We start from the raw sequence: 22,362 nt of genomic DNA, 5'->3' as shown, positions 1-22,362 counted from the left end.
ACCGCCTCCGCTCAGAAGTGGTACACGTCGACGACGTGGTGGATGTAATCGTTCTTGAGCACCACGGTCTTCCGCCGGATCAGCGGCGACGGCCCGGAGAAATCGACGGTGTAGAACGAAGTCCCGTAATACGGGTCGACCGTGTTGTACCGGAAATACATCGTGTGCCAGTTGAACCGCACGTCCACCAGATCGCCGTGCCGCTCGATCAGTTCGACATTGGTGATGTTGTGGCTCGTCCGCGGTTCCGGAAGGGACGTCGCGCTCGAGCGTTCGGTGCGGATCCGGAACACCCGGTCCTCGAGCCCGCCCTTGTTCGGGTAGTAGATCAGCGAAATGTCGCGCTGCGGGTCCTCGGTGAGCAGATCGTCGTCGCCCCAGGACGGCATCCAGTACACGACGTCGTCGGCGTAGCAGTCCAGCCACTTCTCGAACTCGCGGTCGTCCAGGTACCGCGCCTCGCGGTAGAGGAACTGTTCGACGTCGTGCTGGGTGATGGTCTTCTCGGCGGCGGCGGTCATCGGGCTTCTCCTCGAACGGCCTGCTCGCGGGCGATCGCCGCGCGCATGGTTTCCTGCCAATACCCGTGCTGCACCGGATAAAGGCCCTCGTCCTCGTTCTTCTGCCCGGCCGACACGACCCCGTCCAGCCCGAGCGACGACGCGACCTCGTCCGGTCCGGTGAGCCAGTGCTGCGCGCCGCGGCTCATGTCGTTCCACGGCGCGGCCGTCGCGCGGAAGGTGAGCTGGCAGGACCGGAATTCCTCCAGGTCGTCCGGCGTCGCCATGCCCGAGGCGTTGAAGAAGTCCTCGTACTGCCGGATCCGCCACGCCCGCGATTCGGCGCTCTCGCCCTTCGGTGCGATGCAGTAAATGGTGACCTCGGTCTTGTCCGGCGCGATCGGGCGGAAATGCCGGATCTGCGTCGAGAACTGGTCCATCAGGTACACGTTGGGATACACGCACAGGTTCCGGGACCCGCGCACCATGAACTCGCCCTTGGCGTCGCCGTAGCGCTCCTTCAGCTCCGCCATCCGCGGCCACAGCGGCCGGTCCTGCGGGTTGCCCGCCCAGGTCCACAGGCACAGGTGCCCGTGCGGGAACGACCAGTAGCCGCCGCCGGACTTGCCCCACGACCCGGCGTCGAGGGTCTTGGTGTCGTTCGCCGATTCGCCGGTGTTGCGCCGGGCCGTGGTGGCCGCGTAATTCCAGTGCGTCGCGGTGACGTGGTAGCCGTCCGCGCCGTTTTCCGCCTGGACCTTCCAGTTGCCGTCGTAGGTATACGTGGAGGCCCCGCGCAGTACTTCAAGCCCCTCCGGCGACTGGTCCACGAGCATGTCGATCACCTTCGTGGCGTCGCCGAGATGCTCGGTCAGCGGCAGCACGTCCGGGTTGAGGCTGCCGAACAGGAACCCGCGGTAGGACTCGAAGCGGGCGACCTTCGTCAGGTCGTGCGAACCGCCGGTGTCGAACGACTCCGGGTAGCCGGCGCCGTCCGGGTCCTTGACCTTGAGCAGCTTGCCGTCGTTGCGGAAAGTCCAGCCGTGGAACGGGCAGGTCAGCGTCGGCCGGTTGTCGCGTTTGCGCCGGCAGATCATCGCGCCGCGGTGCGCGCAGGCGTTGATCAGGCAGTGCAGCTCGCCTGCCTTGTCGCGGGTGACGACGACGGGCTGGCGGCCGATCGTGGTGGTGAAGTAGTCGCCGGGGTTCGGCAGCTGGCTCTCGTGCGCGAGGTAGATCCAGTTGCCCTCGAAGATGTGCTTCATCTCGAGTTCGAAGATCTCCTCGTCGGTGAAGATCCGGCGGTTCGCGCGGTAGACGCCCGCCTCCGGGTCCTCCACCACCGCGTCCGCGACTACGGAAGCGGCGTGGTCCAGCGTCTCGGTCATGACTCCTCCAACGGGCCTCTGATCTGCACTGATCGGCTCCCCAGCAGGGCGTTGACCGCACTGTGCCAGCCCGTGGCCGCCGCCACACCAGGGCAAGACCCAGTCCTGACCTAGGGTGTGATTATTCGATTCCGTTTATCAATCGCACGTAAATCGCTCCTTGTCTTCACTCAATGCCGGAACTTACGGTGAGCGGGACCACGCGAGGAGCCGGTGAGGAGGCAGCCCGATGGAACTGCGCCACCTGCGGTACTTCGCCGCCGTCGCCGAGACCTGCCACTTCGGCCGCGCCGCCGAACGCCTGCACCTCGCCCAGCCCGCGCTTTCCCACGCGATCCGGCAGCTGGAGGACGAGCTCGGCGTCGCCCTGCTCAGCCGCACGACGCGGCAGGTGCAGGTCACCCCGGCGGGCCGGTTCTTCCTGGCCGAGGCCCAGCGGATCCTGGACGCCGTCGAGGCGGGCGCGCGCGGAGCCCGGCGCATCGCCGACGGCCGCCGCGGCCTCGCCCGGATCGGCTTCACCGGCACCGCCGCGCTGTCGCACCTGCCGCAGGTCGCCCGCGCGCTGCAGCACCGGCTGCCCGAGGTCGAACTCGAGGTGCACGCCGACCTGCTCACCGGCGAGCAGTGCGAACAGCTGCGCGACGGCACCCTCGACATCGGCGTGCTGCGTCCGCCGGTCACCGGCGGAGACCTCGACCTGCGCATCGTCGAGACCGAGCCGCTCGTGCTCGCCGTCCCGGCCGACCACCGGCTCGCGGTGGAACCGGTCGTGGCGATGAGCGATCTGCGCGCCGAAGCTTTCGTCACCTATCCGGCCAGCTATTCCGTCGTCAACGAAGCGGTCCTGCGCAGTTGCCGCGACGCCGGATTCACCCCGCAACGCGAGCACGAAGCGGCCGGCACCGCGGTGCTGCTCGCGCTCGTCGCCGGCGGTCTCGGCGTCGGCGTCGTCCCCGCGTCCGCGCGGGCGCTGCCGCTGGCCGGGGTCGTGTTCCGCGACCTCGCCGGGGCGGCCACCGTCCAGCTCGCGCTCGCCTGGCACCGCGACCGGGCCTCGGCACTGGTCCCGGCCGTGCTCGACGCGCTCGGCGAGCTGTTCCCCGTCGAAGTGCCCGTGTCAGGGAGGACACGATGAAGATCACCCGGGTGGAGGCGATCCCGTTCGCCATCCCCTACCGCAAACCGCTGCGTTTCGCTTCCGGCGAAGTGCACACGGCCGAGCACGTGCTGGTCCGCGTGCACACCGACGACGGCGTGGTCGGCGTTGCCGAGGCACCGCCCCGGCCGTTCACCTACGGCGAGACGCAAGCCGGGATCGTGGCCGTCATCGAGACCGTGTTCGCCCCTCAGGTAGTGGGCCTGAGCCTGCTCGAACGCGAGACCGTGCACGCGCGGCTCGGGCGCACGGTCGGCAACCCGGCCGCGAAGTCCGCTGTGGACATGGCGATCTGGGACGCGCTCGGGCAAAGCCTCGACGTCTCGGTCACCGAACTGCTCGGCGGCTACACCGATCGCATGAAGGTGTCGCACATGCTCGGCTTCGACGAGCCTGCCGCGATGGTCGCCGAGGCGGAACGGATTCGCGACAGCTACGGCATCACGACGTTCAAGGTGAAGGTCGGCCGTCGTCCGGTTTCCCTTGACACCGCGGTCGTTCGCGCGTTGCGGGAGCGCTTCGGCGCCGAGGTCGACCTGTACGTGGACGGCAACCGGGGCTGGACGGCCGCGGAATCCGCCCGCGCGATGCGGGAAATGGCCGACCTCGACCTGCTGTACGCCGAGGAACTGTGCCCCGCCGACGACGTGCTCGGCCGCCGCTGGCTCGTGTCGCAATTGGACGTTCCGTTCATCGCCGACGAATCCGCGGTGACCCCGGCCGACGTGACCCGCGAGATCCTCGGCGGGTCGGCCACCGCGATCAGCATCAAGACCGCCCGCACCGGCTTCACGCGTTCGCAGCGCACGCACCACCTCGCGGAGGGCCTCGGGCTGGAAGTCGTGATGGGCAACCAGATCGACGGCCAGATCGGTTCACTGTGCACTGTCGCGTTCGGATCGGCGTACGAGCTGACGTCGCGCCGTCCCGGCGAACTGTCCAACTTCCTCGACATGACCGACGACCTGCTCGCCGAACCGCTGTGCATCGCGGACGGCGAACTGGTCATCCGCCCCGGCGCCGGCCTCGGCGCCGCACTCGACCCCGGCAAGCTCCGGCACTACCGGCAAGACCGCTGAGCCGGAAACCCCGATGGATCAAGGAGGATTCATGACTGCCACGCATTCCCCCACCGCCGCCGCGTCCGGAGCCAACGCCACCGAACGGTTCAAGAGCGACAAGCTCGCCGGCGTCGCGGGCACCCCGAAGGAACGGGTCAGCCTGCTCGCCCGCGAGGTGCTGGAGGCCGTGCACGCGACCATCCGCAAGCACAAGGTGACCTACGAGGAGTACAACGCGCTCAAGTCGTGGCTGATCAGCGTCGGCGAGGACGGCGAATGGCCGCTGTTCCTGGACGTCTGGGTCGAGCATGTCGTCGAGGACGTCGCCACCGAGCACCGCAAGGGCAACAAGGGCACCATCGAAGGCCCCTACTACGTGCCGGACGCCCCCGAGCAGGGCGCGCGCGGTTCGGTTCCCTCGAGGGAAAACGAGCCGGGCACGCCGCTCACCTGGACCGGGCAGGTCACCTCGACTACCGGCGCGGCACTGGGCGGCGCGAAGGTCGAGCTGTGGCATGCGGACGCGGACGGGCTGTACTCGCAGTTCGCGCCGGACATCCCGGAGTGGAACCTGCGCGGCACCTTCACCACCGACGACGAGGGCCGCTTCGAAATCCACACCGTGCGGCCCGCGCCGTACCAGATCCCGACCGACGGCGCCTGCGGCAAACTGATCGCGGCGGCGGGCTGGCACGCGTGGCGTCCGGCGCACCTGCACGTCAAGGTGTCCGCGCCGGGCCACGAACTGCTCACCGCGCAGCTGTACTTCCCGGGCGACGAGCACAACGACGACGACATCGCGTCCGCGGTGAAGCCGGAACTGCTGCTCGACCCGAAGCCCGCGGACAACGGCGAGACGATCGAGTACAACTTCGTCCTCGACCCGGCCTGATTCGATCGGAGAACCATGCTTTACCACGTGCGGATGGACGTCCGCATTCCCCCGGACCTGGACCCGGCGGTCCGCGACGCCCTCATCGCGCGCGAGAAGGAGTACAGCCAGCAGCTGCAGCGCAGCGGGAAATGGCCGCACATCTGGCGGATCGCCGGGGAGTACGCGAACTACTCGGTGCTGGACGTCGCCGACCACGACGAGCTGCACCAGATCCTGTCGAACCTGCCGCTGTTCCCGTACATGGACATCCAGGTGACCGCGCTCGCGCGGCATCCGTCCAAAGTGGACTGACTCACTCGCCGACCGTCACCACCCGGTCCGCGTGCCCGGCCAGCAGCGGATCGTGGGACGCCACCACAACCGCCGTCCCGCGATCCGCTGCCCGGCGCAAAGCCGTCAGCACCATCTCGGCGTGCGCACGGTCCTGATGCGACGTCGGCTCGTCCGCCAGCAGCACCAGCGGTCCCGCCGCCAAAGCCCGCGCCACCGCGCCCCGTTGCTGTTCCCCGCGCGAAACCTCGCCCGGCAACCGATCCGCCAGCTTCGCGAGGTCCAGGGTTTCCAGCAGTTTCGACTGATCCGGCGGCTCCACCGCGGTCCGCGCGGCGAACGCGAGGTTGTCGGAGACCGTCAACTCCTCGAAGAGCGCGATCGACTGCGGCACGAAAGCCAGCGCGTGCCACGGCTGTTCCGAAACCGGCAGGTCCGGCATCGGCGGATGCGCGGTGACGGTCCCGCTGTCCGGCTTGTCCCAGCCGCCCGCGATCATCAGCAGCGTGCTTTTGCCCGAGCCCGACGGACCGGTCAGCGCGACCAGTTCGCCCGCCGCCAGCTCCAGGCTCGTGTGCCGCAGCACCGGCATCCCGCCGTGCGAACGGCTTACGTCGGACACACTGAGCAGCGCATTCACCGGACTCTCCCGTCCACCAGCTCCACCACGTCATCCGCCGCCTCGGCCAGCACCGGATCATGCGTCGCAACAACCACGGTCTGCCCCGACTCCGCCAGCGCACGAAAAGCCTCCGCCACCAACCCGGCCGACGAACGGTCCAACTGCGCAGTCGGCTCGTCCGCCAGCACCGCATCCGGGTCACCAACCGCAGCGAAAGCCAGCGCGGTCCGTTGCTGCTCACCGCCGGAAAGCTGACGCGGACGGTGGCTGCGGCGGTGGTCCAGACCCAGCCGCTCCAGCAAGGCCAGGGAAAGTCCCGTGCCGCGCATTTTCGCGGCCAGCTCCAGATGTTCTTGCACGGTAAGGTAATCCAGCAGATTGTCGACGGGATTCTGGAAGACGTAACCGATCCGCCGTCGCCGCACCGCCCGGCGCGCTCGCGCGGACAACGCGGTGACGTCGGTGCCGCCGACCTCGACCCGGCCCTCGTCCGGTCGTTCCAGGCACGCCAAGAGACGCAGCAAGGTCGATTTGCCGGAGCCAGAGGGGCCGACCAGCGCGGTGATCCGGCCGTGTGCGGCGGCGATCGACACCTCGTGCAGAGCGGTCAGCGAGCGACCGGCGGTGCGATAGCTGTGCGTCAAACCGGTACCCCGGACAGCATCAGGCAGTGTCACGCAACACCTCCGAAGGCAACGCCCGCGCAGCCGCGCGTTGGGCCGCATAAGTAACGACAAGCGCGACGACCACCGCCGCGAGCAGCAATTGCCCACCCGGTCCCCACGGCACTGGGATCACGGTGCCGGGCGGCGTCGCCGGGTCGAGGTCGTAACCCTCGTAAGTCACCGAGACCGCGACGGCCGCGAACCCAACACCCAAAGCGAATCCGGCAGCCAGCAACCCGCCGACCTCGTACGCGAGCGCTCGCCAATGCGCGCCCGAGGTGATGCCCATCCGTCGCAAGAGGACATACGCCCCGCGGCGCGCGCGAGCCCGTGCGTTGAGATACAACAACAGTCCAACTAGGACTACGACACCGACCAAAGCGGACACTGCGGTCAAGAACGCGAAGGTGTAAGTGACTCCGCCGTAGACGCCGTGCGCGGTGACGTCGGTCGCGCGGCTCACTGTCCCGGCCGGAACCCCGGCCTTACCCAGTTCCGGCAGCACCTGCGCCGGATCGCCGCGCGCCCACAGCTCGCGGTGCACGCTCTCTCCGGCGAACTTGGCGAGAATATCCTTGCGCAGCAGCAGTTCCGGGAACCCGGCGTTCTTCCCGGGCAGCTGCGCCACCGTGATGACGCGCAACGGCAGGTCTTTGCCGCCGATGCTCAGCGTCGCCTGCGCGGGTGCGTCCGGGACCCCGGCGATGATGCCGACCGCATTGTCGCCGGCCAGTTCGTCCAGCAGCTCCGGCAGGGTCGGCCCGCTGAGGTGGTCGTCCCAGAACGCGGCTGAGCCGAACGTCGCCGGGTCGACGCCGAGCACGTTCACCGTCTTGCTGCCCAGGTACGCCGAGTCGTAGCGGTCGACCAGCGCGGCTTGCCCGGCGAGGCCGGGCGGGATCGCGGCGGGGCCGGTCAGATGCACCACGACGTCCGAGCCGACCACGAGCTGTCCCTCGTCGGCGAGCGTGCGCTGGACGGAACTGGTGACGGTGGTCGCGAAAATCGACAGCGCCACCGGTACCGCGGTTGCTCCGACCAGCACGGCTGCCGCTGCGGGCGCCGAAGCCAGCCGCCGCCAGGCCAGGAACGCCACCGCGCGTTCCCGCCGCACCGCACGCACGCGCGGCAAGGTCAGCCGCACGATCCGGGTCACCAGCATCGCCAGGCCCAGCACCAGCAGCAACGGCACGACGATCAGCCGCGGCGGGATCCGCGCGACCGAGCCCGCCTGGCCGAGCCCGGTCTGCGTGCCGTCGCCGAGCGCGAAGTAGCAGACCACCGCAGCGACCAGCGGGAGGATTTCCCACGGCAAATGCCGGATCCGCGACGTGCGCGCGTCGAACATCGCCCGCGTGCGCAAGACGACCGACCCGGCGATCCCGGCGAGCGTCGCCAGGAATGCCACCGCCGCGCCGCCGATCGAAAAGCCGAGCGCGGACGACGTCACCAGCGGACTCGGTCCCAGCGCGCTCACCAGCCCGCGCGCGGCGAACCAGCCGCAGACCGTGCCGAGCAGTGCGATGGAACCCAGCTCCAGCAACGCTTTCCCGGCCAGCGCACCCGGCCCCGCCCCACGCGCGGACAGCACCGCGAGCTCGGCCCGGCGGCGTTCGACCCAGAACGACCCGACCGTCGCCGAAATCACCAGCCCGGTGAGCGACCCGGCGACGCCGATCGGCACGACCGTCGCGGCGAGCGAGGATTCGACCTGGTCCGCGCGGTCCGCGATGCCGCCCAGCGACGACGTGAACTGCATCCGGCCGCGCTGCGCGAACAGTTCGGGAGTGTTTTCGGTGCGCTCGCGCACCCGTTCCAGCCCGGCGATCGTGTCGGGTGCGTTCGCGGTGGTCAGCCCGTTCTGGTCGACCGAGGCTTCGAGCATGCTGCCGACGCCCGAATCGGCCGGGGTCAGCCCGAACAGCGCGTCCCGCGACACGAATCCCACCGGGAAGACCGGAGCCTCGCTCAGCGGATTCGGCCGGTACAGCGGCTGCAGATGGCACCAGAACGGCTGGTCGGGCAGCTCGCGCAGGTCCCGGTACACCGCGGCGACCGGCATCGTCGCCACCGGCGCTCCCGGCGGCACCCCGGTCCGCGGGCTCCAGCCGCCCTGGATCGCCACCTGGTCGCCGGCGTGCAGCCCGCGCGCCTGCGCGAACTGGCTCGGCACCCAGATCCCCTGGCCCTTGCCGCCTTCCAGCACCTGCAGGTGCGCGGCGAAATCGTCCTGGGCGACCAGCCACATCGCGGACTGCTCGGGGTTCGGCGAGCCCGGCCGGACCGGGTTGACCTTCGCGCTGCTGGTCAGCGTCGACCGCACGCCGGACAGCCGCGGCACCTCGCGAGCCGCGTCCCTGGCGACGGCGAGCCGGGCGTCGTCGAGCGCCTTCCCGGTCGGTCCGGTCGCGCCCGGGTACGGCTGGGACATCGGCAGCCCGCCGGACCACTCCGCGCCGACCGCCCACTGGCACGCCCGGCTCATCTGGTCGTGCAGCGTCGCGTTCCCGGCCGACGACAGGAACAACGCCACTGCCGCCGCGGGCAACGCGACGAGCACCGCCGCCGCGATCGCCGCCACGACGACCGCTGGTTGCCGCCACCCCGTTTTCGGCGCCCGCGTCCACGGCGTCGCCCCCCACCCGCGCATCTGCCGAGTCTGCCACGATCTCGACCCCGGCGGGCGCCGGTCGATGCGCACAGAGCGCGTTTTCCCGAGTACAGAACGCTTACTTGGCCTGCCAGACCGGCGCGCGCTTCTCGACGAACGCCAGGGTTCCCTCGCGGACGTCCTCGCTCGTCATGACCCCGACGGCGTTCTCCCGAGTGTTGTCCCAGTCGCTGTCGTCGGCCGCGATCGCACCGTCCACAATGCCCAGTGCGACGCGTTTGCTGGCCTGCACCGCGAGCGGCGCGTTCGCGGCGATCTTCTCCGCCAGCGCCAGCGCCTCGGTCAGCACGCCGGCGTCCGGGACGACGTGGTTCACCAGCCCCAGCGCCGCCGCGCGGGCGGCGTCCAGGGGTTCGCCGGTGAACATCATCTCCATCGCGATCTTCTGCGGGATCTGCCGCGGCAGCCGGAACACCCCGCCCGCCGCGGCGAACAGGCCGCGTTTCACCTCGGGCAGCCCGAATTTCGCCGATTCGGCCGCCACCACCAGGTCGCTGGCCAGCGCGAGTTCGGTGCCGCCGCCGAGGGCGAATCCGTTCACCGCGGCGATCGTCGGCTTGGAGATCGGGTGCCGCACGTAGCCGGCGAAGCCCCACTCCTCGTGCCCGGGCGCGGCGAGCGATTCGCCCCGCGACACGGCTTTCAGGTCGGCGCCGGCGCAGAACGCGCGCTCCCCCGCGCCGGTCAGCACGACGACGCGCGTTTCCGGGTCCTGTTCGGCCCGGTCCAGCGCGGTGCCGACGAGTTCGCTCAGCTCGGCGTTGACCGCGTTCATCGCGTGCGGCCGGTTGAGCGTGACGACCAGGACGTGTCCGCGCTGTTCGACAAGCGCGGCCGGGGCGTCAGCGGGCATGACCGTCCTCCTCCGCCGGTGCGAAGACCGGCACCTTCTCGTGGTCAGATTCGGGACCGGAGGGCACGAACACTGCCCGCACCGGCAGCTGCCAGAGGTCCGCGTCCGGGTCGGCGTCGAGCCGGCACCACCACCACGGTCCCTCGGCCAGCTCCACGATGCCGACGACCACGCGCTCCGGCTCGCCGCCGTCGCGCGCCCGCTTGTGCACCACCGACCACGACACCACCGTGCCGGTTCCGGCGGCGGCCGTCCACTCCAGATCGTCGTCGGGGTCCGGGACCGTGCGCGGGTCCAGGTATTCGCCGGTGCCGCGCCGCCGCAGCAGCCGGAACTCGCCGGCCGCGGTGCCGTCGAAGAACGCCGCGGACTCCTCGTCGCGGGCGACTGGGTTGATCCGCACTGTCATGCCTCCGTTCCGAGCACGAGCGTGCTGTGGTGGTCCAGAATGCCGCCGTTGCCCGAAACCAGCACGGTGTCGTGCTTCGGCACCTGGCGTTCGCCGCCCTGGCCGCGGGCCTGGATGATCGCCTCGGACAGCGGCGTCATGCCCCACAGGTAGTAGGACGACAGCTGGCCGCCGCCGGTGTTGACCGCGAGCTTGCCGTCCGGGCCGAGCATGCCCGGCGTCGCGACGAACTCGCCGCCTTCGCCCTTGCCGCAGAACCCGTAGTCCTCGAGGGTGAGCAGAGCGGTGAAGGTGTAGCAGTCGTAGATCTCGGCGACGTCGATGTCCTCGATGGTCACTCCGGCCATCTCCATCGCCGCCGGGCCGGACTGCGCCGCACCGCTCACGAGACCGAGATTGTCGTTGCGGCGGAAGGAATTGCCCGGGTGCGTTTGTCCCCAGCCCAGCACCTGCACCGCGGGCTGGGCGAGTTCTTTCGCCCGCTCGGCCGACGTCACGATCACGGCCGCGCCGCCGTTCGACACCAGGCAGCAGTCCAGCAGGTGGAACGGTTCCGCGATGAACCGCGACGCTTGATGGTCCGCCAGAGTGATCGGATCCCGCAGCTGTGCCAGCGGGTTCTTCGCCGCCCACGCGCGCTGCGCGACCGCGATCGCGCCGAGCTGCTCGCTCGTGGTGCCGTAAGTCTTCATGTGCCGTCGCGCGGCGAGCGCGTAGAAGGAGTTCGGCCCGGCGAAACCGCTGGAGCCCAGCAGGCTTCCCCAGCCGGTCGGGGTCGTGCGCCGTCCGCCGTAGGCCGCGCCGGTCGCTTTGCCCTCCTTGAGCGGCGCGTCGGCGAACACGCAGGCCACGGTGTCGGCCATGCCCGCTTCGACGGCCATCGCGGCGTACTGCACCATCGCGCCCGCCGTCGAGCCGAACGCCTGCATCTGGGTGAACAGGCGCAGGTCGCGCAGTCCCAAGTCGACTTGCAGGCTGAGGTCCACGCCGGGCGTCGTGCCGGCGGACACCAGCAGCCCGTCGATGTCGGACAGCCCGATCCCGGCGTCCGCGGCTGCCCGCCGGACGGCCTGCGCGGCGAACTGCCGCGCGCTCGGACCGTAGACTTTGCCCAGCTCAGTGAGCCCGAGACCGGCGATTGCCGCCCTCCGGCGCGCCGGGGTCTCCCGCCTGCTCGTCATCATCGCACTCCGTTCCCGACCGGTGGTCGCACCTCCACGTTCGCATCCCGCTGACGCGGCGTAAACGACCGGTCGGGACACCGGCAGATGTGCGCCCGCGACACGTGCGCCGATGTCGCTCCCGGAAACCTGCCGGTGTCGGAATCCGTGATGTACATCGCGGATTTCCGCGCCCAGCATGGGAATCGGGACCCGACGACGGGAAAGGCGGTCCGGCGATGGCGATCAGCGCCGCGGAAACCGAACAGCTGCGAGAGGCGGTGCGCGACCTGCTCGCGGACCGCTGCACGGAGTCCGACGTACGCCGCGTGATGGCGAGCGACTCCGGTTACGACCCGCAACTGTGGAAACAACTGGCCGAACTGGGATTGCCCGGCCTGCTGATCGCGACGGAATACGGCGGAGTCGGCCTGGGCGCGGAAGAACTCGAAGCGGTGTCGGAGGAAATCGGGGCGGCGCTGCTGCCGTCGCCGTTCCTGTCCAGCGCGGTGCTGACCTCGACGCTCATCGACGCCGCCGGGTCCGAAGAGGACAAACGCCGTCTGCTACCCGCACTGGCCGACGGATCCTCGATTGGGACCGTCGCCGTCAGCGCCACCTGGACGCCCGAAAGCGTTGCGGTGCAAGCAAACGGAACTCTCACCGGGACCACGCCCTATGTGACCTTCGGCCAGGTTGCCGACGTCATTCTCGTGGTGGCTCGCACCGGCGACGACATCGGCATCTTCGAGGTCGCACCCGACGCGTCGGGTTTCACTCGCACCGCGGAGTCGGTATTCGACCCGACCGTGCGGCTGTCCCAGTTCACCTTCGCTGATACACCAGCGCGACGAATTGGTACTGCAGGCTGGGAAGCCGTGCAAAAAGCCTTGGACGTCAGCGTGATCGCACTCGCCGGAGAACAAGCAGGCGGTGCCCGGCAGATTTTCGAAACGACCGTCGACTACCTCAAAACCCGCGTCCAGTTCGGCCGCGCGATCGGCAGTTTCCAGGCGATGAAGCACCTCGCGGCGGACCGGCTCCTGGACGTCGAATCCGCGACGTCGGCCGCCCGGCACGCCGCGGCAGACGGCAGTCCCGGCGCGATCGCGCTCGCCGGGTTCGCCTGCGCGGAAGCGTACGAAACCGTTGCTCTGTCGGCGATCCAGATGCACGGCGGGGTCGGCTTCACCTGGGAACACCCGGCGCACCTGTACCTGCGCCGCGCCCGCTCCGGCGCACAGCTGTTCGGCGGCTCGCGGTTGCACCGGGAGCGCTACCTCGTCTCGAAGGGGGCCTGACCATGATCACCGTCGATCAACTCCGGGAAGAAGTCCGCGCGTGGCTCGCCGCCGAATGGACCGGGCTCGCCCCGGCCGAGGATCGCTGGAGCACCACCCCGGAACGCATTGCGTGGCTGGAGAAGGTCGTCGCCGCCGGATACGCCGTGCCGACCTGGCCGGTCGAATGGTCCGGCCGCGCCTACCCGGCCGAACTCGCCGACGTGATCGCGGCGGAGTTCGACGCCGTCGACGCACCCGGCGCCCGTCAGGACAAATACAGCATCCCGGCCAACACCGTCCTCGCATTCGGCACCGAGAAACTCAAGAACGACCTGCTGCACGACGTCCTCACCGAACGCTCCCGGACCTGCCTGTTCTACAGCGAACCCGGCGCGGGCTCAGACCTCGCCGGTGTGCGCACCACCGCGGTCCGCGACGGCGACCGCTGGATCGTCAACGGCCAGAAAGTCTGGACGTCCGGCGCGAAAACCGCGGACTACGCGCTGCTGATCGCGCGGACCGACTGGGACGTCCCGAAGCACAAGGGCCTGAGCTACTTCGTCGTGCCGATGCACCAGCCCGGCGTCGACATCCGGCCGCTGGTGCAGATCACCGGCGAAGCGCACTTCAACGAGGTCTTCCTGACCGACGTCGAAATCCCGGCGGACTACCTGGTCGGCGAAGAGGGCAAGGGCTGGCGCGTGCTGCAGACCGCGCTGGCGTACGAACGCTCGATCATGGGCGACGGCGCGCGGGCCTCGCGGCACGGTTCGATCGCCGACGACCTCGTCGAACTGGCGCGGGAACGCGGCCGCCTCGCCGACCCGGTCATCCGCGACAACCTGGCCACCGTGCTCGCGTTGCGCGAACTCAACGCGCTGAACAACGCCCGGGCGAAAGCGGCCGCCGAACAGGGCACGTCGAGTTCGGTGATGTCGCTGGGAAAGCTCGCGATGTCCGGCATCCTGCACGCCGAGGGGCGGCTGCGCACCGACATCGCCGGTCCGGAAACGCTGCTGGCCGGGGACGAGAACCCGGTCGCCGACGACGTGAACTTCCTGGCGCTCAACGCGTTTTTCACGTCCATCGGCGGGGGCACCGACCAGATCCAGCGCACGATCATCGCCGAACGCGTCCTCGGGCTTCCCAAGGAACCCGAGATCGACCGCGACCTGCCCTTCCGCGCCGTCCGCCGCAGCTGAGCCCCGAGGAGGCTGGTTCCCTTGCCCGACACCTACGACCCGCCGCTGTCCGGGGTCCGCGTGCTCGATCTGTCGTCCGGCCCGATGACCGCGGCCGCACGGCTGCTGGCCGATCTCGGCGCGCGCGTCACCCGGGTCGTCCTGCCCGGCGTCACCGACGAACGCACCACCGGACCGGTCGTCGACGGCGTCGCGATCGGCACCGCGATCGACCGGCACGGCTTCGCCCACGCCACCGCCGAACCCGGCTCGCACGGCTGGGAACAGCTGCTGGCCGACGCCGACCTGCTGATCGAGACCACTCCGCCCGGTTCGCCCGCCGAAGAACGGCTCGACGTCCCCGGCCTGCGCACCCGGCATCCCGCGCTGGTCGTCCTGTCGATCAGCGACTTCGGCCGCGCCACGACCCGGCGGCACTGGCAGGCCACCACGCCGGTGTTCCACGCGCTGACCGGCCAACTCTCCCGGTCCGGCATCCCCGGCCGCGCGCCGCTGCTGCCGCCCGGCGAACTCCCGTACCACGTCGCCGCCGCGCAAGCCGCGTTCCAGGCAGTGAGCCTGTACCTGGACCGGCTGCGCACCGGGCGCGGCGACCGCATCGACTTCGCCGTCCTCGAAGGGGCGATGCAGGCGCTGGACCCGGCGTTCGGCATGGTCGGCAGCGCGGCCGCCGGGGTGCCGTTGAGCGACCTTCCGCGCGGACGCACCGAAGAACGCCATCGGTATCCGATTTTCCCGTGCCAGGACGGGTACATCCGGATTTGCCTGCTGTCGCGGCGGCAATGGCGCGGGATGTTCGAGTGGATGGGCAGCCCGGCCGAATTCGCCGATCCGAAGTACGACCAGGTGCGCGAACGCTACGCGTCGCCGGACCTGCTGCCCGCGATCGGCCGCTTCTTCGCCGATCAGACCCGCGCCGCGCTGGAGTGCGAGGGCCAGCGCCACGGCGTGCCGACCGCTGCCGTGCTCACCCTCGCCGAAGCCCTGCACACCGACCAGCTCGCCGCGCGCGGGTTCTTCCGCGACACCGAACTGTCCCCCGGACTCGTCGTACCAGTCCCGGCCGGAATCACCGAGATCGACGGACACCGCGCCGTCGCCGGCCCCGAAACCGGCGCACGCGTCGCCGCCGCGCCGATCCTCGCGGGACGCTCCCGGCGCGGCGAAGGACGTCCGCTGGAGGGAATCCGGGTCCTGGACCTCGGCGTGATCGTGGTCGGCGGCGACACCGGACGGCTCTTCGGCGACCTCGGCGCGGACGTCATCAAGATCGAAAACTCGGCTTTCCCGGACGGTTCCCGCGCCGCGCTGCCCGGCCTGATGTCGCACGGTTTCGCCGCCGGCCATCGCAACAAACGCGCCATCGGCGTCAACCTGCGCGACCCGGAAGGCCAAGCGCTGGTGCGGCGATTGGTCGCGCAGTCGGATGTCGTGCTGACCAACTTCAAACCCGGCGTCATCACCTCGCTCGGGCTCGACCGGGCCGCGCTGGCCGAGGCGAACCCGGGCATCGTCGTCGTGGACAGCTCCGCCTTCGGCCCGACCGGCCCGTGGGCCGCCCGGCTCGGCTACGGCCCGCTCGTGCGCGCCGCGACCGGACTCACCAGCGAGTGGATCTATCCGGGCGAACCGGGCACGTTCAGCGACGCCGTCACGGTCTATCCGGACCACGTGTGCGCCCGGATCGGCGCGCTGGCCGCGCTGGCGCTGCTCGTCCGGCGCGAACGCGACGGCGAGGGCGGTTCGGTGAGCGTCGCGCAGTCCGAGGTGATGCTGAGCCACTTCGCGGACCGGATCGCCGCCGAAGACCTGGCCCGCCGGGGACACCACCTGACCGAACCGGCCCACGACGCGCCGTGGGGCGTGTTCCCGACCGCCGGCGACGACGACTGGCTCGCCGTCACGGTACGGAACGACGCGGATTGGGGTGCGTTGTGCTCGGTGCTGGACCGCCCTGACCTGGCTGCCGACCCCGGTCTGGCCACCCGCTCCGGCCGCGCCGCTTCCCGGACCCGGATCGACGCCGCGGTGACCGAGTGGACGGAGCGGCATTCCCCGTTCGAGGCGATGGATCTGCTGCAGGCCGCGGGCGTTCCGGCCGGGGCGATGCTGCGGGCGGGTGATCTGCCGGAGTGGGAGCAGTACCGGGAGCGGCGGGTGTTTCGGGAGGAGTTGCATCCGTGCGCGGAGGAGCCGTACGTGCTGGAGAACGTGCAGATCCATGCCGCGCATGTCGCTGACCCGCCGACGGGGCAGGCGCCGTTGCTGGGCGAGCAGACGTTCGAGATCGCGGCGGAACTGCTGGGGTTGGGGGTGGCGGAGACGGCTGGGCTGGTCGCTCGGGGGGTGTTGGAGGCGCCTGATGAGCAGGGCGGGCGGGCTGCTCGCGCCGGGTGACTTCCGGCAAGGCGAGCTCCGAGGCGAACGTTTGCTTCCCGCGAAGCCGCATCCGACGCCTCGCCGATGCTGTCGCCCGAGGATGCGGCGGGGCCGAGTGCCCGCCTGGCAGTCCGCCGCCCCAGGCCCGACGGAGCCGAGCGAAAGCACCCCGCCACGCCACAATCCGCCCGACCGCTCGGCGAACCCGCCCCAGCCCCTCGCCGAGTGGCCAGGCACCCCAGAATCCAGCGGCCCGAACGAAGCCGCCCCGCCTAGCCGCCCCAACAACCCGCTAACCCGGCCCAGCCACCCCGGAAACCCGCCCGGCGCCCCGCCAAGCCCGCCTGGCCGCCCCGCGAAGCCACTCCCGCCAACCCGCTAACCCGGCCCAGCCGCCCCGCGCGAACCCGCCCGGCGCCCCGCCGAACTCCGCCGCCCGCCGTATGATCGCCGCAACCCGCTCGCCTCGCTGGACATTGGACGATGGAGATCGATTTCACCCGGCTGAAGTACTTCGTCGCGGTCGCCGACGAACTGCACTTCAAACGCGCGGCGGACCGGCTGCGGATCACCCCTCCGCCGCTCAGCAAGCAGATCAAGCTGCTCGAACGCGAGCTCGGCGGGCCGCTGTTCGAGCGGCACTACCACGAGGTCCGGCTCACCCCGCTCGGCCAGGCGCTGCTCGGCCCGGCGCGGGCGATCCTGCGCCAGGTCGACGACCTGAAGGACATCGCGGCCGGAGTTCTCGAGGACGGCACGCCGATCCGGGTCGGGGCCACCGCGTACGCGCCGTCGGATCTGCTCGAGGACCTGGAAACCGCGGTCGGCGGGCTGGCCGCTCCGGCGACGTTCGAGGTCGCCGGTTCCGCCGCCGAGGTCACCGCGAAACTCGTGTCCGGGCATCTGGAGCTCGGGCTGATCCACCTGTCGGTCGAGGATCAGCGGCTGCGCGCCCGCACCGTCGCCGAGTACCAGGGCGCGATCGCGGTCCGCGCGGACGATCCGCTCGCCTGCCGCGACCTCGTGCACATCGAGGAACTGCGCGACCGCGAGGTGGTCATCGACTTCGCCCGGCCGAACCCGGTCATCCTCGCCGCGCTGACCAGGAGACTCGCCAAACGCGGCGTCCGGAACATCGTGCGCGCGGTCAGCGGGCGCGGCGGCGAACTCGAAATGGCCGCGCAGGTGTTCAACCGGCGGCTGGTCGCGCTCGTGTCCTACGCGCCGGCGTCGTTTATCGGCCGGATGTTCTCGCCGCCGGAGTTCAAGCTGGTCCGGATCGACGAGGACGGCTGGGAACCGAGCAGGCTCGCGCTCGCCTGGGCCGCCGACCGCGCCGCCGGGCCGCCCCGTCCGGCCGACCTCGCCGAGGCCCTTTCCGCGAAACTGGGCCCGATCCGCCGCGGCTGAGCCGGGTCCGTCCACAGTGGACCGGTCAGGACTCGACGAACCTGCTCAGCAACCGCCCGAACTCGGCCACGTCGCGGCTCGGCCAGTCGCGCAGCCGCTCTTCGAGCCGGTTCCGTTGCGCCGCACGGGTAATCGCCAGCGCGCGATGCCCGGCTTCGGTCAGCTCCAGCCGCTGCCTGCGCGAATGCCGCGGGTCCGGGCTGCGCACCAGCAGCCCGGCGGTCTCCAGTTCCGCCAGCTGCCTGCTCACCGTCGAGGGGTCGAGCCCGTACTCCTGGGCGAGATCCGCCGCGTGCGCGCAGTCCGCGAGGTCGATCGAAGACAGCATCGTGTACTGCACGAACCCGAGCCCCTCGTACAGTTCGTTCGAGCGCACCCGCGACCCGCGGGAAAACAGGATCATCGCGCGGTGGATAGCGTCCAGGGCATCGCCGTCGCGGTCTTCTCCCGGCATGTCCCCGCATGCTAGAGATGCACCATACAACTGTCAACGCGGCTCGGCGGCGATCCCCCGGCGCAGCAGGTCTTCCGCGTCGACTCCGGCTTCTTCAAGCAGCGCACGGGTATGCGCCCCGAACGCGGGCACGTCGCCCATCCGCGCCTCGACGTCCGCGAACGTCACCGGCGGCAGCAGCGCGTCGACGGCCGCGTGTTCGGTGCCGATCTTGCGCCAGCGGTCGCGGGCGCGAAGCTGCGGGTCCGCCACGACGTCGGCGACCTGTTTCACTTGCGCCGCAGGGATTCCGGCATTCGCGAGCCGCTCGTCCAATTCCACTGTGGACCATCGGACGGTCTCGGCCGCGACCGCCGCGTCGCATTCCGCGCGGTGTTCAACGCGCCGCACGTTCGTGGTGAATCGCGGGTCGTCGGCCAGATGCGGGGCTTCGAGGACTGAAGTGACCAACGTCCGCCACCCGCTGTCATTCTGGACCCCGATCAGCATCTGACCGTCTTTCGTCGGGTACGCGTCGTAGGGGGCGATCGACGCGTGGCTCAAGCCCATGCGCGCGGGCTGGCGTCCGGAGTACATCTGGCTGTACATCGCGTAGCCCATCCACTCGACGGTCGCCTCCAGCATCGACACCTCGACCGTCGCGCCCTGCCCGGTCCGCCAGCGGCGCAGCAGGGCGGCCAGCACCGCTTGCGCGCAGTACATTCCGGAGGCGATGTCGGAGGTCGGGATGCCGGTCTTGACCGGGGTGTCCGGGGTGCCGGTGATGCCGATCAGGCCCGCTTCGGCCTGGACCAGCATGTCGTAGGCCTTGCGTTGTTCCCGCGGCCCGCCGGCGCCGTAGCCGGAGAGGTCGACGGCCACCAGTTCCGGATGGCCGGCGCGCAGTTCTTCGGCCCCGAACCCGAGCCGCGCGGCCGCGCCCGGAGCCAGATTCTGGACGAAGACGTCGGCCCGGGCGATCAGGCGGTGGACCGCGTCGCGGCCTTCCGCCGTTTTCAGGTCTACGGCCAGGGATTCTTTGCCTCGGTTGAGCCAGACGAAGTGGGCGCCGGTCCCGTGCACGACGTGGTCGTACTCGCGGGCGAAGTCGCCGCCGTCGGCGCGTTCCACCTTGATGACCCGCGCGCCCAGATCGGCCAGGGTGCGGGTGGCCAGCGGGGCGGCGACTGCCTGTTCGATGGAGACGACGGTGATTCCGTCGAGCGGGAGCGCGGAGTCCGAGTGCATGCCGATTACTATTACCCGGTTTTCGCGGGGGTGCCCGGGTGAGTTGTGTCGCGTGGAGCACCCGGAAAGCTAGCCGCGCGGGTCGAACGGGATGCCGGACGGCTTCGACTTCTCCAGCAGGTCCTGGTACCGGCCGTCGCTGATCTTGATCGTCGCGGCGCCGAAGTCCGCGGCCATGAGGCGGTCGCGCAGCGCGCTCGACGGCCACCCGTCCCAGCCGACCAGCGGCGGATAGCGCCAATCGTGGTAGTGGTTCTCCGGCGGCTCGTCGTGGGCGTCGGCGAGGCGGAAGAAGTGCGTGCCGGGGCCGTCCTTGTGGTACACCGCCTTCGGGTGGGCGCCGTCGAAACTCACCTTCGACCGCGGGTACGTCACCTGCGAGGAATGCTGTGTGGTCGTCACGTACTCGACCTGGTTCGACGACTGGTCGATCCACGAGATCACGTGCTCCCAGTCGTGCCGGTGCCCGCCAAGGCCGCTGCCGTCGACGGCCTGGTCTTTCTCGAAGTAGCTCGCGTACACGACCGCGCACCAGCCGTGGTTGCAGGTGGAGCGAGAGTAGGTCTGGGAGTTGTCCAGGTCGGACTGGTCGTGGCAGTTGCCGTTGACCGCGCCGGTGGTCTTGAGGCCGGGCGCGAGGGTGCCGTCCGGGCCGATCGCGGGGGTGGCGTAGCAACCGTCGCCGTCGTAGTCGTAGGCGGGAGAGAAGGACTGCTCGTATCCGTTGGCGTTCTGCGGCAGGTTGTGCGGCGGATCGGCGTACGCCGCGGACACCGGGAACAGCAACGCGACGCAGGCTGCCACCGTCGCGACGCGGGCGAGCGGGAGTTTCCTCATGTCCGGATGGTGACACCGCGAACGCGGAAGGTGAAGGGACGCAGGGGAAGCATCCGGTGTCCGCACGGACCTTCAGCTCGCGAGGACCTCCGCGCCGCGGTGCACGCGCAGCAGGTCAGCCCGTACGAGGTCGGCCAGCAGCCGTTCCTCCTCGTCCGCCTCCGACGGTCGCGGCGGCAGTTCCCCGCTTCCGGCCAGCGCACCCGCCGCGGCCTCCGCGAAGGACGCCATCGTCGGGGACTGCCCGTCCCGCTGCAGCAGCGCGCCCGCCGAAGCCGCGAGACCGCGCAACCCCTGTCCGGCCTCTTCCAAGGCTTCTCGCTGCTCCGACGAAGGCTCCCGGCTGCCGGGTTCGGGGCTCAGCAGGTCCTGATGCGTCCGAGCCGCCGCGCGGAACCGCAGCCCGACCTCACGCCGGCCGCCTCCGCCGCGCAACCGCTCCGCCACCGACGCGAGCAGCTCGCCGGTTTCGGAGACAGCGTCGGAAAACCGTTGCGCCACCGAAGGTTTCGGCACCCCGGGCACCGCGGCGAAGCCGAACAACAGGCCGATCACCACCGCCAGCACGACCAGCAGCAGGTACTCCACGAGCACCGACACCGCGTCCAGATGCCGTGTCGTCGCGTTCATCCCGACGCTCATCAGCACCATGCACCCGTTGAACACCATGGGCTGCACCTGCATGAACGGAAACCCGACAAGCAGCGCGACAATCCCCAGCGGCAGCAACGCGCCCGGCGGCAGCAACCACAACGCGACCGCCAGCACCACGGCCCCGGCCGCCGCACCGGCCGCGCGCTGCCACGCCTTCGCCAGCGTGTCCCGCCATTCCGGCTGCATGAGCGCGAACGTCGTCATGAGGAACGACACGGTGAGCGGATCGCCGGGCCGGAACGTCGCGATCACCGCGGCGACCAGCATCCCCAGCGCGCATCGCACCGCGTGCCGCAATTGCGCGGACCGCCACGAGAACACCCCGGTCGCCTCGCGCCGCAAGGCCTCGCGGACGAGATGCCGCGGGAAGTCCACAATGGACTCGTCGCGGTTCAGCACGGCTTCCCGGATCGCGAACAACCCCGCCCACGCTTCGTCAAGCAGCGCAGCGGTGTCGCCGGGCAACGCGACGTCCGGCTCGATCCGTTCGATCTCCGGCGGATCCGAAACGGTCTTGGCCCGCACGGCTTCCGCCAGCGCCGCGACCTGTTCGTCCGCGGCGTCGAGCACACGGGAAACCGCCGCTGCCTGCTCCTCGTCGAACGCACGCAGCCGGTCCCGGAGCAACGCAGCAGTGCCGTGGTACCGGGCGCCGCCAGCGAGAACTCGCGCCTGCCACGCGCGCGGCCGATCGGTCACCCACAACCGCACCGCCCTCTCCGCGCTGGCGCGATCCGGTCCCGCGAGCGCGTCGGCTAGCGCGGTGCGAGTCGGCTTGCCCGGATCGCTCAGGCCCATCAGCAGCCGCAGCACGAACACGACCGCGACGGCCAGCGCCGGCGCGCAGATGATCTGCACCGGGCTGGCCGCCCCACTCAACTGGAAGCCGTAACCGAAGACCGAGGCCATGCCGAGTCCGAGCCCGACCGTCACGTACCGCGGCCCGAGCGCAGGCACCACCGCCGCCGCGAACACCACCAGCACGAGCAGCGCGATCGAAGCGACCGGCGACACCTCGCCCAGCAACCGCGGCCCGGCCCCGCCGATCACCACCGCGGGCGCGAACGCCGCGAGCAGCCACAGATCCGGCCGCAACGGCCCGCCGGTGGCGGCGATGAAGCAGAACAACGCGGTCAGCCCGGCCAGCACCGCCGTCCCGCCGAGCCCGAGCGCCACCCCGAGCCCGGCCGTGCCGCCGACGACCACCAGAACCGCCGCGAGCATCCCGCCGCCGCGCGCAATCGCGTTCATCCCGCCCCGTTC

Annotated in this window: 20 protein-coding genes; 8 read left to right on the top strand and 12 right to left on the bottom strand. The window is 70.5% G+C overall.

The window, feature by feature from the left end; translation table 11 throughout:
* Nucleotides 1-11 precede the first annotated feature (11 nt).
* Nucleotides 12-521, bottom strand: a complete 510-nt coding sequence (gene benB / locus FKO37_RS20885) for a benzoate 1,2-dioxygenase small subunit (RefSeq protein ID WP_037812312.1) — start codon at nt 519-521, stop codon at nt 12-14.
* Nucleotides 518-1,888 (bottom strand): benzoate 1,2-dioxygenase large subunit, encoded by a 1,371-nt coding sequence (gene benA / locus FKO37_RS20880; protein ID WP_037812314.1) that lies wholly within the window; start codon nt 1,886-1,888, stop codon nt 518-520. The genes benB and benA overlap by 4 nt, the downstream gene beginning before the upstream one ends.
* A 229-nt stretch (nt 1,889-2,117) precedes the next feature.
* Here benA and FKO37_RS20875 point away from each other — a divergent pair, with 229 nt between their 5' ends.
* The 4 genes from FKO37_RS20875 to catC are packed head-to-tail and all read left to right on the top strand — an operon-like array spanning nt 2,118 to nt 5,294.
* Complete coding sequence (locus tag FKO37_RS20875) at nt 2,118-3,026, top strand: LysR substrate-binding domain-containing protein (protein ID WP_037812316.1); 909 nt, start codon at nt 2,118-2,120, stop codon at nt 3,024-3,026.
* Complete coding sequence (locus FKO37_RS20870; RefSeq protein WP_037812318.1) at nt 3,023-4,126, top strand: mandelate racemase/muconate lactonizing enzyme family protein; 1,104 nt, start codon at nt 3,023-3,025, stop codon at nt 4,124-4,126. Before FKO37_RS20875 ends, FKO37_RS20870 begins: the two co-directional genes overlap by 4 nt.
* Before the next feature lie 31 nt (nt 4,127-4,157).
* Nucleotides 4,158-5,000 carry a catechol 1,2-dioxygenase gene (gene catA / locus FKO37_RS20865; protein WP_037812320.1) on the top strand — a complete coding sequence of 281 codons (843 nt, stop codon included), beginning with the start codon at nt 4,158-4,160 and terminating at the stop codon, nt 4,998-5,000.
* Between the two features lie 15 nt (nt 5,001-5,015).
* Complete coding sequence (gene catC, locus FKO37_RS20860; protein WP_037812322.1) at nt 5,016-5,294, top strand: muconolactone Delta-isomerase; 279 nt, start codon at nt 5,016-5,018, stop codon at nt 5,292-5,294.
* 1 nt (nt 5,295) lies between these two features.
* Here catC and FKO37_RS20855 read toward each other — a convergent pair whose 3' ends face one another.
* The 6 genes from FKO37_RS20855 to FKO37_RS20830 form a co-directional block, all read right to left on the bottom strand.
* Nucleotides 5,296-5,913 (bottom strand): ABC transporter ATP-binding protein, encoded by a 618-nt coding sequence (locus tag FKO37_RS20855; RefSeq protein WP_238605487.1) that lies wholly within the window; start codon nt 5,911-5,913, stop codon nt 5,296-5,298.
* Entirely contained in the window at nt 5,910-6,572 is a 663-nt protein-coding gene (locus tag FKO37_RS20850; protein ID WP_037812325.1) for an ABC transporter ATP-binding protein, read from the bottom strand. The genes FKO37_RS20855 and FKO37_RS20850 overlap by 4 nt, the downstream gene beginning before the upstream one ends.
* A complete protein-coding gene (locus FKO37_RS20845) occupies nt 6,559-9,210 on the bottom strand; it encodes an FtsX-like permease family protein (protein WP_238605486.1) in 2,652 nt (883 codons plus the stop codon). The genes FKO37_RS20850 and FKO37_RS20845 overlap by 14 nt, the downstream gene beginning before the upstream one ends.
* 79 nt (nt 9,211-9,289) lie before the next feature.
* Nucleotides 9,290-10,084, bottom strand: coding sequence for a crotonase/enoyl-CoA hydratase family protein (locus FKO37_RS20840; protein WP_238605485.1), 795 nt, complete (start codon nt 10,082-10,084; stop codon nt 9,290-9,292).
* On the bottom strand, nt 10,074-10,493 hold the full coding sequence (locus FKO37_RS20835) for a Zn-ribbon domain-containing OB-fold protein (RefSeq protein WP_134667710.1): 420 nt from the start codon (nt 10,491-10,493) through the stop codon (nt 10,074-10,076). The genes FKO37_RS20840 and FKO37_RS20835 overlap by 11 nt, the downstream gene beginning before the upstream one ends.
* The gene (locus FKO37_RS20830; RefSeq protein ID WP_238605484.1) at nt 10,490-11,674 is read right to left on the bottom strand and encodes a thiolase family protein; all 1,185 of its coding nucleotides are present in this window, start codon (nt 11,672-11,674) and stop codon (nt 10,490-10,492) included. The genes FKO37_RS20835 and FKO37_RS20830 overlap by 4 nt, the downstream gene beginning before the upstream one ends.
* 218 nt (nt 11,675-11,892) lie before the next feature.
* On the opposite strand from FKO37_RS20830, the gene FKO37_RS20825 reads away from it, so the two are divergent.
* The 4 genes from FKO37_RS20825 (at nt 11,893) to FKO37_RS20805 (ending at nt 17,927) form a co-directional block, all read left to right on the top strand.
* Entirely contained in the window at nt 11,893-12,954 is a 1,062-nt protein-coding gene (locus tag FKO37_RS20825; RefSeq protein WP_134728618.1) for an acyl-CoA dehydrogenase family protein, read from the top strand.
* 2 nt (nt 12,955-12,956) lie between these two features.
* Complete coding sequence (locus FKO37_RS20820; RefSeq protein ID WP_238605483.1) at nt 12,957-14,138, top strand: acyl-CoA dehydrogenase family protein; 1,182 nt, start codon at nt 12,957-12,959, stop codon at nt 14,136-14,138.
* A gap of 21 nt (nt 14,139-14,159) precedes the next feature.
* Nucleotides 14,160-16,535 (top strand): CoA transferase, encoded by a 2,376-nt coding sequence (locus FKO37_RS20815; RefSeq protein WP_238605482.1) that lies wholly within the window; start codon nt 14,160-14,162, stop codon nt 16,533-16,535.
* Nucleotides 16,536-17,000: 465 nt separating this feature from the next.
* A complete protein-coding gene (locus tag FKO37_RS20805) occupies nt 17,001-17,927 on the top strand; it encodes a LysR family transcriptional regulator (RefSeq protein WP_043835726.1) in 927 nt (308 codons plus the stop codon).
* A gap of 25 nt (nt 17,928-17,952) precedes the next feature.
* On the opposite strand, the gene FKO37_RS20800 is transcribed toward FKO37_RS20805, so the two are convergent.
* The 4 genes from FKO37_RS20800 to FKO37_RS20785 all read right to left on the bottom strand — a co-directional run bounded on the left by FKO37_RS20800 (nt 17,953) and on the right by FKO37_RS20785 (nt 22,350).
* The gene (locus FKO37_RS20800) at nt 17,953-18,381 is read right to left on the bottom strand and encodes a MarR family winged helix-turn-helix transcriptional regulator (RefSeq protein WP_037812335.1); all 429 of its coding nucleotides are present in this window, start codon (nt 18,379-18,381) and stop codon (nt 17,953-17,955) included.
* A gap of 33 nt (nt 18,382-18,414) precedes the next feature.
* Nucleotides 18,415-19,608 carry a CaiB/BaiF CoA-transferase family protein gene (locus tag FKO37_RS20795; RefSeq protein ID WP_238605481.1) on the bottom strand — a complete coding sequence of 398 codons (1,194 nt, stop codon included), beginning with the start codon at nt 19,606-19,608 and terminating at the stop codon, nt 18,415-18,417.
* A 69-nt stretch (nt 19,609-19,677) separates the two neighbouring features.
* Complete coding sequence (locus FKO37_RS20790; protein WP_205670206.1) at nt 19,678-20,445, bottom strand: NPP1 family protein; 768 nt, start codon at nt 20,443-20,445, stop codon at nt 19,678-19,680.
* A gap of 72 nt (nt 20,446-20,517) precedes the next feature.
* The gene (locus FKO37_RS20785; protein ID WP_238605480.1) at nt 20,518-22,350 is read right to left on the bottom strand and encodes an FUSC family protein; all 1,833 of its coding nucleotides are present in this window, start codon (nt 22,348-22,350) and stop codon (nt 20,518-20,520) included.
* Between the last annotated feature and the right edge of the window lie 12 nt (nt 22,351-22,362).

The organism is Amycolatopsis sp. Poz14, from assembly GCF_006704225.1.
GTDB classification, from domain to species: domain Bacteria; phylum Actinomycetota; class Actinomycetes; order Mycobacteriales; family Pseudonocardiaceae; genus Amycolatopsis; species Amycolatopsis nivea.
Note: the sequence above shows the minus strand (reverse complement) of the source record. Positions and strands in the feature narration are given on the sequence as shown.